This is a genomic window from Candidatus Limimorpha sp. (genome assembly GCF_056203535.1).
Genome location: NZ_JBADWU010000102.1, coordinates 25,249 through 40,491, shown reverse-complemented (window position 1 = coordinate 40,491; position 15,243 = coordinate 25,249). Strand labels below are relative to the sequence as shown.

At 41.6% G+C, this 15,243-nt stretch carries 12 protein-coding genes; 7 read left to right on the top strand and 5 right to left on the bottom strand.

The genetic code is table 11. The features are described from left to right. Nucleotides 1–7 precede the first annotated feature (7 nt). The 5 genes from AC06MN_RS12070 to AC06MN_RS12050 all read right to left on the bottom strand — a co-directional run bounded on the left by AC06MN_RS12070 (nucleotide 8) and on the right by AC06MN_RS12050 (nucleotide 3,698). Nucleotides 8–274: a hypothetical protein gene (locus AC06MN_RS12070; protein WP_475672636.1), complete on the bottom strand. Its 267-nt coding sequence runs from the start codon at nucleotides 272–274 to the stop codon at nucleotides 8–10. Nucleotides 275–508: 234 nt separating this feature from the next. After that, nucleotides 509–1,693 carry a PDDEXK nuclease domain-containing protein gene (locus tag AC06MN_RS12065; RefSeq protein WP_475672635.1) on the bottom strand — a complete coding sequence of 395 codons (1,185 nt, stop codon included), beginning with the start codon at nucleotides 1,691–1,693 and terminating at the stop codon, nucleotides 509–511. Next, nucleotides 1,690–1,836 carry a hypothetical protein gene (locus AC06MN_RS12060; RefSeq protein ID WP_475672658.1) on the bottom strand — a complete coding sequence of 49 codons (147 nt, stop codon included), beginning with the start codon at nucleotides 1,834–1,836 and terminating at the stop codon, nucleotides 1,690–1,692. Before AC06MN_RS12060 ends, AC06MN_RS12065 begins: the two co-directional genes overlap by 4 nt. A gap of 35 nt (nucleotides 1,837–1,871) precedes the next feature. Beyond that, entirely contained in the window at nucleotides 1,872–2,510 is a 639-nt protein-coding gene (locus tag AC06MN_RS12055) for a DUF1016 N-terminal domain-containing protein (RefSeq protein ID WP_475672634.1), read from the bottom strand. A gap of 12 nt (nucleotides 2,511–2,522) precedes the next feature. Beyond that, nucleotides 2,523–3,698 (bottom strand): PDDEXK nuclease domain-containing protein, encoded by a 1,176-nt coding sequence (locus AC06MN_RS12050; protein WP_475672633.1) that lies wholly within the window; start codon nucleotides 3,696–3,698, stop codon nucleotides 2,523–2,525. 924 nt (nucleotides 3,699–4,622) lie between these two features. On the opposite strand from AC06MN_RS12050, the gene AC06MN_RS12045 reads away from it, so the two are divergent. The 7 genes from AC06MN_RS12045 (at nucleotide 4,623) to AC06MN_RS12015 (ending at nucleotide 15,243) form a co-directional block, all read left to right on the top strand. Then, nucleotides 4,623–8,009, top strand: a complete 3,387-nt coding sequence (locus AC06MN_RS12045) for an SNF2-related protein (protein ID WP_475672632.1) — start codon at nucleotides 4,623–4,625, stop codon at nucleotides 8,007–8,009. Between the two features lie 111 nt (nucleotides 8,010–8,120). Continuing rightward, complete coding sequence (locus tag AC06MN_RS12040; RefSeq protein ID WP_475672631.1) at nucleotides 8,121–9,038, top strand: helix-turn-helix transcriptional regulator; 918 nt, start codon at nucleotides 8,121–8,123, stop codon at nucleotides 9,036–9,038. After that, on the top strand, nucleotides 9,035–10,096 hold the full coding sequence (locus AC06MN_RS12035; protein ID WP_475672630.1) for a hypothetical protein: 1,062 nt from the start codon (nucleotides 9,035–9,037) through the stop codon (nucleotides 10,094–10,096). Before AC06MN_RS12040 ends, AC06MN_RS12035 begins: the two co-directional genes overlap by 4 nt. A gap of 2 nt (nucleotides 10,097–10,098) precedes the next feature. Further along, nucleotides 10,099–10,629, top strand: a complete 531-nt coding sequence (locus tag AC06MN_RS12030; RefSeq protein ID WP_475672629.1) for an exonuclease domain-containing protein — start codon at nucleotides 10,099–10,101, stop codon at nucleotides 10,627–10,629. Between the two features lie 65 nt (nucleotides 10,630–10,694). Then, the gene (locus AC06MN_RS12025) at nucleotides 10,695–11,519 is read left to right on the top strand and encodes a BRO-N domain-containing protein (protein ID WP_475672628.1); all 825 of its coding nucleotides are present in this window, start codon (nucleotides 10,695–10,697) and stop codon (nucleotides 11,517–11,519) included. A 533-nt stretch (nucleotides 11,520–12,052) separates the two neighbouring features. Further along, nucleotides 12,053–13,321, top strand: a complete 1,269-nt coding sequence (locus AC06MN_RS12020) for a PDDEXK-like family protein (protein ID WP_475672627.1) — start codon at nucleotides 12,053–12,055, stop codon at nucleotides 13,319–13,321. Between the two features lie 218 nt (nucleotides 13,322–13,539). After that, on the top strand, nucleotides 13,540–15,243 hold the full coding sequence (locus AC06MN_RS12015) for a DUF262 domain-containing protein (protein WP_475672626.1): 1,704 nt from the start codon (nucleotides 13,540–13,542) through the stop codon (nucleotides 15,241–15,243).

Here is a 15,243-nt window from a genome sequence, read left to right as displayed (position 1 = left end):
AATTATATCAATTTTGGCATAATGGATATATATCTTTCGTGTTTTCGTTTCTCATTGCTAAAGGTCCAACTCCCATTCGCCCTGTTGTGTATTGTGCAATTACCTCATCGTTGTCATCAAGAATGTATAATCCATAGCAGTCACAAGAGTCCAATCGTTTTCCTTGATACAATTCTTTCAGCTTTTTTTGAGCTAATTCGAAGCATAACACGATATGAGGATCTACATCCCCAAAGTCAAAAGGCTTATATTCAAGTATTTTAGAATAATCCATCTTATGGAGCTTTTTATCAAAATAAACTGCAAATTTACAAATTCATTCAAAATAAATGCAGTTTTGCTTTGTTAATTTTGAAAAAGATGGTAATTGCCACAAACCAGTAATATTTATATGTAGCCGTAGTGTTGCTGAATATTCCCGCAAGGCAGGAAATCGGAAGCCGGTTGTTTTGCGGTAGTGCCATGGTCGCGTTTTATTTTGATATTCCCAGTATATGTCTAACGTTCGTCATTCCAGGATTTTTTTTAGGTCGTCAATATCCGGCAATGCTTTCCTTAAGTTTTCCGGAACATCGGCAGAGGTGGAATATGTTGCAACACCCATAGGTTTGTTATAGTCGCGAATCACAAATTCCACATACTCGCGTTTCGCCGATTTGCAAAGAACAATTCCTATTGTTGGATTTTCATGCGATTTCTTCACTTTGGCATCAAGAATGCTCAAATAACTCATCAGTTGTCCCAAGTAAGAAGGTTTGAATTCTCCTGTTTTTAACTCAACGACCACCATGGCATTCAGCTCCCGATTGAAAAATAGCAAGTCGGGAAAATGTTCAATGCCATAAATTTCCAGATGGTATTGATTGCCGATGAATGCGAAATCATGACCAAAGGTCATAATGAAATTTTTTATGTTTTGAACGATTTGTTGTTCTATAACCCGTTCGTCAACATCCGCCATGTCTCGTTCTCCTATCTGCTCTGTATTTATGAAATCTAAAAAATAAGAATCCTTAAACATCGTTACAGCTTTCCGCATCGTGACAGTACTGTGTATGGTCTGTTGGAAATTGGAAGGAATATTTGTCTGATGGCTGTAAACATCTTCTTTTATCAGTTTTTTAAGAATATCCACAGACAAATGTTCTTCTGCTGTGCGCCGGATATAGTAGTAGCGGGCGGAAATATCATTGAGTTTATTGATTTCAATGTGATGGGTAAAAGGTACACGGAAAAAATCATCAATGGGGAAATCCTTGGTGGCTGGGATATGTAAAGTGTGATAGACATCAATCTTTGTTGATTCATCAGTTGCAACTGATGAATTTACAATTAGTTGATTGTTAATATATTTTGTTTTGGTATTTGTATTCTTCGAGTTTTCATCAGTCATAACTGATGAATTTGAATCAAGCATTTGCCATGATTCATAAAACAGACGCATGTTTCTCAAATTTGTTGCCGAATATCCTCGCAGTCCCGGTAATTCCTTATGCAAGTGTTCACTGATGGATTCCAGAATGTTAGTCCCCCAACCACCTTTACGAGTATGGTTGGAGATATACTTGCCTATGCTGAAATATATAGTAAGCTGGATGCGATTCACATCTTTTGATGCTTCATATTGCCCTTGTAAAATGGCGGTTTTTATAATCTCAACCGCTTCTCTTATTTCTGATGTTTCAATGTTCATTCTCTGTTCATTTTCTTGTTTGATATTTCCAAAAGCGTGCAAATGTCCACATTGTCATTCACGAAATATTGCTGTTTCAGATAAATGGCAAGTGCCGCACTGTCTTTTCCGCGTGATATTCCCAATATATGTCTAACGTTCATTATTATTTGTTTCAGAGTAATTGTTTTTCAGATATTCACAATATACGGCAAGCCATTGCAGGCGACATTTGTTTTTCTTTGCTCATAACGGACTCGAAAGTGTGGTTGATTATGCAACGGCGCAATTCCTCGGCTTTCAGATGATTATGAGCCGCATACAATATGTAGAAAATTCGTTCATCGAAATTTTTGCAGCGGTTGAATATCTCGATGTGATTGGTGAAAGTTGTAATACAAAGAATTTTAGGCAATTGGATATTGCTTAATTGTGCAGTCGGCAACTGCATAATTGGCGATGATATTAATTGTGCAGTTTGCGACTGCACAAATTCATCTAATTCAAGTTTGCCTATGAAAACTGGAAATTCTGCGACAGAATATGTGTCGAAGAACTTCACCATATTATAGAGATTGCGCTTGCTGTAACCACGTCTGTGTGGATTATGACGTTTAAGGTAATCGACCAATTCGTCAACAATGTGTGTGCCCCACGCTGAACTTTTCAGGCGCTGTGAAATATATTCACCCACTTCCCAATATGTTTGCAGAGCTTCAGCATTAACTTTTGCAATGGCGCTATTGGTGTGTGTCGATATGATGGAATCGATATAGGCGAATTCCTGTTCTATTTGCTTGGTTATTGCCAAATTCATATTGTCATTCTTTTGCTTCATTGCTTCATCTTTTTATTCAGAATCTCCAAGAGCACTTTCAAGTTCTTCAATTGCGGGAAGCGACGACTTGAAGCTCTCAGGTAACAGTTTGGATAGCTGATATGCCGAAACGCCTATCGGTTGTGACGAGGATTCCAACGCATATTGGGCTTCCACACTGTCTTTATACTTGCAAACCAGAAGTCCGATGGTCGGGTTGTCATTTTCGCCCTTTAGTTGATGATTTACGGCAACAATGTATCCGCCAAGTTGTCCGACATTTGAAAAATCAAACTTCTCCACCTTCACTTCCAACACCACATAACAGTGAAGCTTTATGTTGTAAAACAACATATCTATGAATTTTTCAGTTTCTCCAACTTCAATACGAACCTCTCTGCCTACAAAAGCAAATCCATTACCCAGTTCGAGTAAGAACCTTTGAATGTTATCCATAAGGGCATCCTTGAGTTCCTTTTCGGTATATTTTTTCGAGATAGACAGAAAATCAAAGCAATAAGGATCCTTGGTCATTTGTTGAGCCAAATCACCATTGGGTGCCGGCAGTGATGTTTTAAAGTTTGTTATTGCCTTTCCTTCGCGTTCGAAGAGGTCCGTATCAAGGAAATTGAGCAACACAGCCCTGCTCCAATTGTTTTCAATGGTCTTTTGCACAAAAAACAAGGCTTGGGGCAAATTGTCTTTGCATTTGTTGATGATTTGGACATGATGTCCCCATGGAATACGAAACAACATTTCAAAATCGTCAACAGCCTGTTGACGATTTTTGCTAATTGCAGAATCGTCTACATGTTGTAGACAAATTTCAGCATCTTGAGAATCAGCAAAATCATGCTCATTGGTTGCGCCAATAGATTTTTCACATAATTCATCCGCAGCTTGCGGAAAATTTCCAAGTAAAGGGGAATACAACTCGTAAAAATACTTGCAGTATTTTATGTTTGTAGGCGAAAGTCCTTTTATATCAGGAAGTTCATTTCGCAAATCAGCACTGACTTGTTTGAAAAATCCACTTCCGTATGTGTTCAGAAATTGCTTTTGGTTCAAATCCCTGCCAATGCTCCAATAAAATTCGAGCATGGTGCTGTTCACCCTCACCGCTGCCTTAACCTGACTTTGGCGGAAACGGCTGCTGAGTTCGCTAATCCATTGTTTGTAATCTTTGTCGATGAGGGTAATATTGTTCATTCTCTGTTCATCTTTTTATTTAAAATTTCCAAAAGCGTACAAATCTCCATTCAAGTCCATTTAACCCCGCAAATATACAAAAAACTTCATATTCCATACATGAACCAAATCTATTTGAATCAACAATTAGAAAGACACGTCGATTCCCATTCATAGCAATTCCCCAACAGCGTCTTTCGGGCGGAATGGCAATTCAATCCCGCCGCCTTTTCCCCTGTTGTTTTCAACAAGATTGAAAATGTACATGCGACATTTTTTGTTGAAAATTTGCAGCATTTAATCGAAACATGGGAAAAATGGTGGTTTTGCAAAAGGCAGTCCGTTGCTTTTAACGTTTTAACATTTTAACATTCCGTAGCCCTGAAAAGGCCAAAAATGATTTTCCTAGTTAGAGAAAAAAATTTCTCTAGTTAGAGAAATGAAATTCGGCTGTTTTCCAATGCAGCAGGATAGATGTTAAAACGTTAAAATGTTAAAACGTTAAATGGCCTCATTTAACGCTTTCAAAATCTGCTTACGGACATTTAACTATCTTTTTATCAATATTTTACAAATACATTCTTCTTCTTTTCTTTCTTTTAATCGGAATTACATTATATATATCGCGCGCGCGAAAACCAGTGTCAATTTATCAATTTAACGCATGTTGTGCCGTTTTTTTGGAGGTCGATTTAACATTTTAACATTTAACATTTGGTGTGTAAGTAGGTGAGTAAAATTAGTTTACATATTAGTTCGGTGCTTCGACATCGTCACACCCTTGGAGAAGGGTGTCAACAACTTAATTTGCAGCTCATTGAGCCTGTCGAAATGAGTAGATATTTATGCAGTTTAAATGAATGTTTATTTATTAAAACAGACTATTCAGTATCAATTCAGCATATTTCATTATTTTTGCCCAATCAAATCATCGACATAATTCTTATGGCCACAAAATACGGAAAAACATGGTGGGGCGAGCAATGGCTTGGCGCACTGAAGAATATAGATTACAGCAACCGGTTGCCGCGCGGCGCGTCGTATGCACGCAATGGCATGGTTCGGGAGATAAATTTCAATGGAAATGTGATTAATGCCAAAGTGCAAGGCAGCCAGCGGACGCCTTACAAAGAGACCATCAAGTTGCCGGAATTTACGGAAAAAGAAATTGACACGCTCATCGAAATGATTCAGCAACAGCCGATTGTGCTGAGCAAACTTTTCAACCGCCAATTAGACGAATCATTGGCTAAGATGGCTGCCAAGGCAGGAATGAACCTGTTCCCCAAGCAGTGGAAAGACCTGAAAATGGAGTGTTCATGTCCCGACTGGGCTGTGCCCTGCAAGCATCTGGCCGCCGTCATCTACAAGACAAGCATGGAAATCGACAACAATCCTTTCCTCGTTTTTTCACTCCACGGCATTGACCTGATGAAGGAATTGGAAAAACGCGGCATTACTGCCGCCAGCTCCATCGATTTAATGGAAGTTGAACACATCTCGGCCGTGTATGGTCAGGACGAGGCTATGCAACTCAAGGAAACGACATCGCAAATGCCCGACTACACCTTGCTTTCCAACCTTACGCTTCCGCTTTCCAACCTCCTGCCCTCCTCCCCTGCTTTCTGCCATGAATATGACTTCCAACAGGCCTATCAGAAAGAATTGATTCATATTGGCAAGTCTGCCACGAAAGTACTGCAAGGCAAACTGAAGTTTTCCTATGGCTCTTCGGAACCTATTGGCAGACACGACATCGTCACCGTCGACAACACACAACAAGCTGTATTTCAGCAGTTGCTTGACATCGACACCGATTTACTCAACGACTATCATCCGTCCGTCATCGTCCTTCGCAGTACACTAATCTGTGCCTTACAGCTAATCGCTCACGGTTGCATCGTGCCGCAGATTTACCATGATTTGATGACGATAAAAGGGCGCGGACGCAAACCATCAACTGAAGAAAAGGAATATTGCATCGTGTGGCAGCCAGCCCTAATCGACGAAGCCACACGGAGCATTGTCAACAGATTGGGGCAAGACGAGAAACTGCTGTGCAAAATCATTTCAAACCTTGTCCCGTTGCTTTCGCACGAATATTTGAACGACCAGTTGCTTGCAATGTTCTTCAATGCAGAGCGTTATTTCTTCAAGGCCATTGGCGAAACAAACACTCCTGGAGGCATACGCTCGTGGCTCGACCGCTTTTTCATGCAAAACAAACATCAGGTGACATTCCTCATCAACGAAGCGGATGATGGCTTTGCCGTGGACGTGTTGACTGACAACGTTCCCCTGCACGACGTTATGACGGAGAAGACCTTTGCTTCCTCGCGCATGGAAATTTTGCGTCAGCTTGGCATTCTCTGCGACATTGTCGACGGACTTGACAACTACATCAACGGCAATGGCAGACATAGCATCCTTTTTTCCATGTCCAGTTTCCCCGAGTTTCTGTTTCAGGTGATACCTGTCACGCGCTTGCTCGGTGTGAACGTCATCATGCCAAAGGCATTGCAGACGCTCATCCGCCCTCAGGTTTCGGTGAAGCTGAAGTCGAAATCGAAAGAGTCAAACGGATTCCTCTCCATGGAAGATTTGCTCTACTTCGATTGGCAAGTGGCTGTGGGCGACGAGTTTCTCTCGCCAGAGGAATTCGACGAATTGCTCGGCCATGCCAACGGCCTCTTGCGTTTCAAGGAAATGTATGTTTATATCGACGAGGCTGAATTGGCCAAACTGCACAAGGTGCTCAATGCACCGCCAAAATTAAAGCCCGGCGAATTGTTGCAGACGGCTTTGTGCGGCGAATACAAAGGCACGCCCGTGGAACTCAGCGATGAGGTGCGCGAACTCATCCGACGGTTCACTACGCAAAGTGTGATTCCTTTGCCCGAAGGCATCAATGCACAATTGCGCCCATATCAGGAACGCGGCTATTCATGGATGTACCGAAACATGAAGATTGGCTTTGGCAGCATCATTGCCGACGACATGGGTCTTGGAAAGACGCTTCAAGTCATCACATTACTGTTAAAGATAAAGGAAGAAGGTGCTTTGGAAAAGAAAAAGGCACTTGTAGTAGTGCCTACAGGATTACTCTACAACTGGCAGTCGGAAGTGAAACGCTTTGCCCCACAGCTGCTTGTGGGCGTTTATCACGGTCCGTCACGCGACCTTAAAAGCACTGATTGCCAGCAGGCCGACATCATTCTTTCCACCTACGGTGTGGTGCGCTCCGATGCCGATTTGCTCAAGAAACAGAAATGGCAGGTGCTTGTCATTGACGAGGCGCAAAACATCAAGAACAGCGATACCGCCCAAAGCAAAGCCATACACAGCATTCCTGCCGACACCCACATTGCAATGAGTGGCACGCCTGTCGAAAACCGCTTGTCGGAATTCTGGAGCATTATCGATTTCACCAACAAGGGCTATCTTGGATCGGCAAAGGATTTCTCAGAAACCTACGCCCAACCTATCCAAAAGCTCGGCGACGCCCGAGTGGCCGAGCGTTTCCGCAAGGTGACGGCACCTTTCATGATGCGCCGTCTGAAAACCGACAAGAACATCATCAGCGACTTGCCCGACAAGGTTGAGCGCAACGAGTTGGCCACGCTCACTCCCGCACAAGCCGCACTCTATCAGGAGACGGTGAACACTTGCATGACGGTGATAGAAGGATTGGAAGGCGATGACAATCAGACACTTTTCAAACGTCAAGGCCTCATTCTGCAAATGATGCTCGCGCTGAAACAGATTTGCAACCATCCGACGCAATATCTGAAAGACAACCAGTTGGAAGCCACGCTTTCAGGAAAGACGGTAATGCTTTTGGATATGCTGAGAAGCATCATTGATGCCGATGAGAAAGTGCTTGTTTTCACCCAATTCAAGGAGATGGGCGAACTTCTCCAGCATTTCATCCGCACAACGCTCGACGAAGAACCGATGTTTTACCACGGCGGCTGTTCGCTGAAACAGCGGCAGGAAATGGTCGACCGTTTCCAGAACGTTCACAACGACCGCATCTTCATTCTTTCGCTCAAAGCCGCAGGAACGGGCCTTAACCTTACGGCAGCCACACACGTCATACACTACGACTTATGGTGGAACCCGGCAGTGGAAGCCCAGGCAACCGACCGCGCCTACCGTATCGGTCAGCACAAGAATGTACAGGTGCATCGTTTCATCACGCAAAACACCTTTGAGGAACGCATCGATGCCATGATTCAGGAAAAGAGACACCTTGCCGACCTGACCGTTTCAACCGGAGAAAACTGGATTGGCAAACTCTCGAACAAGGAACTTAGGGAGATTTTCCGATAGGAAACAAAAATGGATATTCCAAAGTTCAACATTTTTCCAGCCTATGCCCGCAAAAGGCACACCTAAAACACTATCTTTGCAGTCGCAAAGCGCAACACATAACAACGACACATGGCACTGAACCAGACAAACAAACTCGCTTGGATTGTGGAGACCATCCATAAAGCCCGCAAGATCACCTTCGAGGATCTCAACCGCAAATGGCAGGAGAATGAAGACCTTAGTTTTGGCGAGCCTTTGCTGAAACGAACCTTCCACAAGTGGCGGCAGAACATCGCCGACACCTTCGGCCTCGACATAGAATGTGAAAAGGCGGCACCCTACCGTTATTACATCGAAAACGCCGATGATTTGGAACAAGGCAGCATCGAGAAATGGCTGCTTAACACTTACGCCGTCACCAACTCGCTGATTGAGAGCAAATCCATCAAAGACAGGATTCTGCTTGAGGAAATCCCAAGCGGTCGCGAACACCTCGCCCCCATCATCGATGCGATGAAGAAAAACCGTTTCATTCACATTACCTATTACAACTATTGGCGCGAAGACGAGAGGGAGCATTACCTCATGCCCTTGTGTGTGAAGCTTTTCCGTCAACGATGGTACATGGTCGGACGGAAATGGCCCGCCAACGAAGACCGCGTGTTTTGCCTCGACCGCATCCGCGATTTCCGGCTGTCGAGCCACTCATTCGAGTATCCAGAGGATTTCAAGTCGAAAGAGTTTTTCGATGGCTGCTTCGGCATCATTGCGGGCGGCAAGACCAAACCCGAAACCGTGGTGCTCAAGGTGTCGCCAAAGCAAGCCAACTATCTGCGCGACTTGCCCATGCACGAATCGCAAGTGGAAACCGAGCGCAACGAACAATTCAGCATTTTCGAGCTGAGAGTCCGCCCCGAATACGACTTCATTCAGGAGCTGCTGTGGAACAACGAAGAGTTGGAAGTTCTTGAACCTCAATGGTTACGCAAGGAAATAGCAGGTAAGATAAAACGGATGTGGAATAAATATAAGGAGGACAAGAAATGAAGGTTTATACTCACTATGCAGAAGTGGACGGTACAGGCTTTAGGTGGAGAACCTTATTGCAGTTCGGCAATACTTGGAATATAATAGGTTCTGTAGTGATGAAGAATCCAGGCACAGCAGCACCCAATAACATGGTTACAGATAAGAATGTGTTAATCAAATTGTCAGCATTTAGTGATGATTCTTACGACTGGTTCGAGTTTACGGCAGACTCGACCATGAAATGTGTAGGAGATTTGTTTGCATACTATTATGAAAAAAATAGCAAGAATGAATTAGAGGGTGTAATACAAATATTCAACCTATTCTATCTCCGAGAAGGTGATTTGGGCAAAGCTTTGGAATTGCACAGACAGAATAAGTTCCCTTTTGCCTCTGAAACAGAGATTACAGAACAGGACATAAGTCATTTGAAGGCTCCTGTATATCTTGGATTTGCCAATCTGGCTTCTGATGCCAATTATGCTAATAGAGCTAAACAATTTCTTGATGCATCTTTGTCATTGGGAATGAATTATCTTACTGAAAACATAAAGGACAACAAGTTTGTTCACCCACAATATCTGATGCTATTTGGAAAATATACTCCAACAAGCATTAGACAAAGAATGCAATTTAAGCAAAACACACTAAGTCCAGAAGGAATAGAGAATGCGTTAGCAAATCTTCCTATCGGTCTCACAAAAGCAGATAAAAAAACAATTGCAGAGATGAGCACAACCCAACTTAGGGAGAATCAGTTCGATGAATATGAAACTGGTCGTTTTGTAATCAATGATGTAATTGGAGTGTCTGTTATGAAAGACGGCACAATAGGTTATCGTCCTCAAAAACAGAGGCTATTCAACTACAATTCAGAAGGTGGCTATAGTAAATATACAGAATTTCAGCCGATTATAGATATATTGAATAATTTTGAATTTGATACATCTGAGGAACAACAGAAACACTCCTGGTTGGGGAAAAAGCATTTTTCTGACTACGGTCATTCAAGAGAGAGTATTGTTTCCAACATCATGAAGGAAATTTCAGAAATAAGAAATACATTAAATGTATAAATATGAAAGACTTTGCAGCCATAGATTTTGAGACCACCAACTGCGAGCGTTCCTCCGTTTGTTCGGTTGGCGTCGTCATCGTTCGCGACGGCGAGATTGTCGATAGATTCTATTCGCTCATCAAGCCCGAACCGGATTATTACAACTACTGGTGCAGTCAGGTGCATGGGTTGTGCGCCAAAGACACCGAAGATGCCCCCGTCTTCCCTTTCGTGTGGGAAAAGGTGGAAGCCCTGCTTGAAAAGTACGGCATCGAAGGCGTCAATAGCATGAACGGAGAGCGCGGTCTGCCTCTTGTGGCTCACAACAAATCCTTCGACGAGAGTTGTCTGAAAGCCGTCTTCCGCGTCTATCAGATGGATTATCCCGATTACGAGTTTTATTGCACCTGCATCGCTTCGCGCAAAGTCTGGCCGGGCGGCCATCATAATCTCGACATCATCGCCGCCCGCTGCGGCTACGACTTGCAGAACCATCACAATGCCTTGGCCGATGCCGAGGCTTGCGCGGCGATTGCCAAGGAGATTTTGTGAATGAGAAAAATAAAGTCGTAGATTTGCAGCATCTAATGATATCAAATAAAACAAAATATCAAACAATGATGGAAAACAAAATCAAACTTTTCGAGAGTAAGAAAATCCGCACTGCATGGAACGAAGATGAAGAGGAATGGTATTTTTCTGTTGTGGATGTGGTTGATGTACTGACCGATAGCACTAATCCTTCTACATATTGGAGAAAGCTGAAACAGCGATTAAAACAAGAAGGAAATGAAACCGTGACAAATTGTCACGGTTTGAAAATGCAAGCTATTGATGGGAAAATGCGTATGACAGATGTAGTTAGTACATCCAATCTTTTGCGTCTCATCCAATCCATACCCTCGCCCAAAGCAGAACCTTTCAAGATGTGGTTGGCACAAGTAGGCAGCGAACGCCTCGATGAAATTGCCGACCCTGAAAAAGCCATCTTGCGCGGTGCTGACTTTTACCGAGCCAAAGGCTACACAGAAGGTTGGATAAACCAGCGTCTGCAATCCATCGAAATGCGCAAGGAACTGACCGATGAATGGAAAGCGCGTGGCATCGAACTTGAAAAAGACTACGCCATCCTGACCAACGAGATGACCAAAGCTTGGAGCGGATTTTCGGTAAAGCAATACAAGCAATTCAAGAATCTGAAAAAGGAAAATCTGCGCGACAATATGACCAACATTGAACTGGTGCTGAATATGTTGGCTGAGGTTACCACTACCGCCATTTCCAAATCGCGCGATCCTGAAACATTTGAAGAAAGCCGACAAATTGCAATTGAAGGCGGCAGCGTGGCAAAAGATGCCAGAGAAAACATAGAAACTCGAACAGGACAATCCATTATTTCACCTTTGAACGCCAAAAACAAGAATGCCCTTGAAATCAAGTGAGATAATGAAGCGACAAACGCTCATCATTATCTCAAATCGCGAAAAAAAAATAATGACAATATAAAACTCGAGATATTCATCAATCCAACAGAGGTGCGCCCACATTTGGCACACCTCTGTTTTTATTTTGCAGCCGAAAAAACATCGAGACGATGGACGCGGTTCCGAAAAGCGTACAACAGAGTAGGAAATAACAGAAGTTGCGCCCGACACGGATTTAGGGCTGAAATGATGTACACTTTAAATTTTCCAAATGGCAATGTCCAAACTTACAGTAGTTCAAGTGAGTTAAAAGAAGCCGCTCATCTGCTCGGCGGTGAGGCAAAATTGATAAGAGATAAGACTTACGCTTTTGTGCCTAAAAAGTGAGTTGCTGGCTTGGGAAGAGTATTCATAGTACTCTTCCCTTGACATTATCCCAAAGAAGACGCAAAAATGCAAATGTTTTTCAAGACAATGTAAAGGAAAGTAGTATTTTGTTATTTTTGCACTTATTACGAAAATAGCTGTTGCATTAAGAAAACCATAACTTTATGGAAGAAAAGATAAAAGATATTGTTAATCAGGTGCTTCTTATTTCACAAAAAGAAAAAATCCTCAAACAGGAAAAATTCAAACGGGGGGATTGCTTCAATATATTCGAAATAATGCGTGCTCAGCATGATGAAGTTACGACCCATTCCGCAATGCTTGCATCGCTTCTCAATCCCAATGGCTCACATGGTGCCGGATGCGTATTCCTCGACTTGTTCATGGAACATGTCGTAACACCACTTGTCAAAGGCGAATCATCCAACGGCAACAGTTTCTCCTTTGACATGGCCAATTCAAAAACAAAAGTGGAATATCAAATCGGAGATAAAACAAATGATTTTGAGGAAGGCGGCCGTATTGACATTTTAATTGAGAACGAGGATTCGAAGAAGGCAATAATCATTGAGAATAAGATTTACGCAGGCGACCAGAAAAAGCAACTGTACAGATATTATAAATTTGCTGAAAAATATGGTCTTGGGAATTACATCCTGTTGTATCTGACGCTTGATGGCCATGAACCATCCGAAGAGTCTATTAAAAGTGATTCGAAAACGCTTGAAAAAAACAAAGACTTCTATTGCATTAGTTATGCTGATGATATAGCCAAATGGATTGGTTCTTGCAGAGAGAAAGCAGCAGCAAGACCTGTTGTCCGCGAAACAATGACACAATATCTCGATTTAATCCTAAAACTCACTAATCAAAATATGGAAAACACAACAAAAGAAGAACTTGTTAAATACTTGGCGAAACGCGAAAACTATGATGCCGCATTCAAAATCCATGAAGCTTATGATGCTGTTCGAAACGAAATTCTGAATACCGAATTAGAGCGGCAAGTTATAGAAATAGCAGAAAAAGAGGGCATGATACTCCAGCCTGAATTCCCAAAAAACGAGAACTGGTGCAAAGCGTATGAAGGACAATTCTCCTTCTACAAGCCTGTATGGGAAACATTCTGCATCTGTTTTGAATTCATGAGTGATGGCCTTAAAAATTTCAATTATGGCATTAAGTATCGGAATGAAAATTTGCTTGGAACCAAACCAGAAGTAATAAATAATAAAGCTTTTAGTAATTACGCCTCATGCCGTTCTTCAAAATGGTATGTTTTCTATAAGCCTTTCCCAATACAAGATTGGAATGATGAAACTATTTTTGAAAAACTGTTTAATGGCAAAATAAAAGAACTTATCGAAGAAAAAGTAAAGGAGTTGAAGGATTTGCTGGATAACCCTCCATTCGATATAAAGATAAAGCTATAATTTCTCATGAAAAAACAGTTGTAATGGAGGTGTACCCACATTTGGCACACCTTTGTTTTAGTTTTGCAGCCGAAAAAAAACACTTCGTTACGATGATACTGAGATGCAATTATATTTTAGCGGCACAAGCGAAAACAGAAATTTTTGTATTTTTGCAACCATTCAAAAATTTGAAATAAAAATGTATGATGTTAATATCAAAAACAATACGTGAAAACATGAGCACCATTAATTTAACCACAAAAAAAGTTGGAGAAATCACCGGTGATTTCATCATCCCTTCGTATCAGCGTGGATACAGATGGCAAGTAGAAGTGAAAATTCTTCTTGATGACATAAACGAAATTCCTGATGGAGAGAATTATTGCCTTCAGCCAATAGTCGTAAAAAAAATAGATGATAACAAGTACGAATTGATTGACGGACAGCAGCGATTGACTACCTTGTTCTTGATCTTAGGCTACATTCGTACTTTTAGGCCAAAACTACAACAGAAATACACGATAGATTATGAAATAAGAGAGAAAAGCAAGGAATTTCTATCAAATATTGATTTTGACGACATCAATGACGATGCGGAAAACATTGACGAATATTTTATAAAAGAAGCTGCAAAAACAATCAAAAACTGGTTTGACAGTAGCACTGATGCCGACAATACGGCCAGTTTGATTGCAAATAAACTGAACAACAAAATAAGTGTCATTTGGTATGAGATAAACGGCACTGAAGATGCCATATCGCTTTTTACCCGCCTTAACATAGGCAAGATTCCATTGACAAACGCAGAACTGGTAAAAGCCATTTTCCTAAGCAGGAACAACGGCATTGACGAGCGTTATCAGCTTGAAATTTCAACACAATGGGACGATATTGAGAAAGAACTCCACGATGAGAAACTCTGGTATTTTATCACAAACAAAAAAGCCGAAGATTTTTCTACACGTATTGAATTGTTGTTTGATTTGATGGCTAATAAGACTGACGGAGATAAAGAACGCTACAGAACATTCTTTTGGTTTATGGAACAATCAAAATCTAATGATTACAAAGAAAACAAGATTGAACTTTGGAAAAAGGTTGTTGAAACCTTCCAGCGGATTAAAGAATGGTATAACGATTCTGAATTGTACCATAAGATTGGTTATCTGATTTTGGTTGACCAATGTTCTCTGCAAACTATGATCGAAGAATCCTCCCAAAAAGGCAAATCCGATTTTAAGTCGACACTCAACGAATATATTGCCAATAGTATCAACTTCAATAAAGAGTATCATGATTTGTCATACGACAACAAAAGCGACTACCCAAGCATCGAAAAACTTTTGCTTCTTTTCAACGTGCAAAGTGTTTTCCAAAACGGTGACAAATCAATGCGGTTTCCATTTGACAAACACAAAAACAAAAAAGGCGGATGGTCGCTTGAGCACATTCACGCCCAGCAGTCGGAAGGTTTGAACACAAAAGCATTGTGGAATGAATGGCTTGACCTGCATGTGCAATCGTTGAAAAACATTGACGGCACACAAAATGCTGCATTAATTGAGGAAATTGAAAGCAGAAACAAGGAAAACATCACAGAAAAGTCGTTTGATGCATGGTTTAAGAAGATGATTCAAGCATTGAATTTGGAGCAGAATATTGATTATATTCACATGCTCTCAAACATGGCTTTACTCGGAACATTTGACAATTCGGCATTGAATAATTCAACGTTTGACGTTAAACGGGATAAAATTATAGAAATGGACAAAAATGGCGACTACATTCCGATTTGTACGCGTCGTGTTTTCTTGAAGTATTATACTCCTTCAGACAAAAACCAGCTTCATTTTTGGGGTAAAGCCGACCGTGACGCTTATGTCGAAGCGATGAACGCTACATTAAAGCCATATTTATCAATCATCAACAAACAAATCTAA